We start from the raw sequence: 494 nt of genomic DNA on the forward strand, positions 1-494 counted from the left end.
CGGCGGCGGCCGGGGCGCGGTCCAGATCGTGCAGCAACTCGGCGACATCGAGGATCTGTTGGACAAGCTGCGCAAGCAGATGGTGGCCGTGGTGGCCGGCGTCGTGCTGATCGCGGGCGCGGCCGGCTGGCTGCTCGCCCGGCGGATCACCGGCCGGCTGGTCCGGCTCACGGACGCGGCCGAACTGGTCGCCGCGAGCGGCCGGTTGGACGTCCCGGTACCCGCCTCCGGTACGGACGAGGTGGGCCGGCTCGGCCGTGCCTTCGACCGGATGCTGGTCCGGCTCGCCACCGCCAAGGAGAACCAGCGCCGCCTCGTCCAGGACGCCGGGCACGAGCTGCGCACCCCGCTGACCAGCCTGCGCACCAACCTCTCGGTGCTGCCCAGCCTGGACCGGCTGCCGCCCGCGGAGCGCGCCGCGCTGATGGCCGACCTGGCCGAGGAGGCGCGGGAGTTGACCCTGCTGGTGGAGGAGCTGGTGGCGCTCGCGGCGG

General features: G+C 75.1%; 1 protein-coding gene. It reads left to right on the top strand.

The annotated features are described in order from the left end of the window. Positions 1-494, top strand: a 494-nt coding sequence (locus tag ACFQ87_RS46640; RefSeq protein WP_380617118.1) for a HAMP domain-containing protein, incomplete at both ends; no start/stop codon positions are given.

The sequence above is a fragment of the Kitasatospora sp. NPDC056531 genome, assembly GCF_042794375.1.
Lineage (GTDB): Bacteria > Actinomycetota > Actinomycetes > Streptomycetales > Streptomycetaceae > Kitasatospora.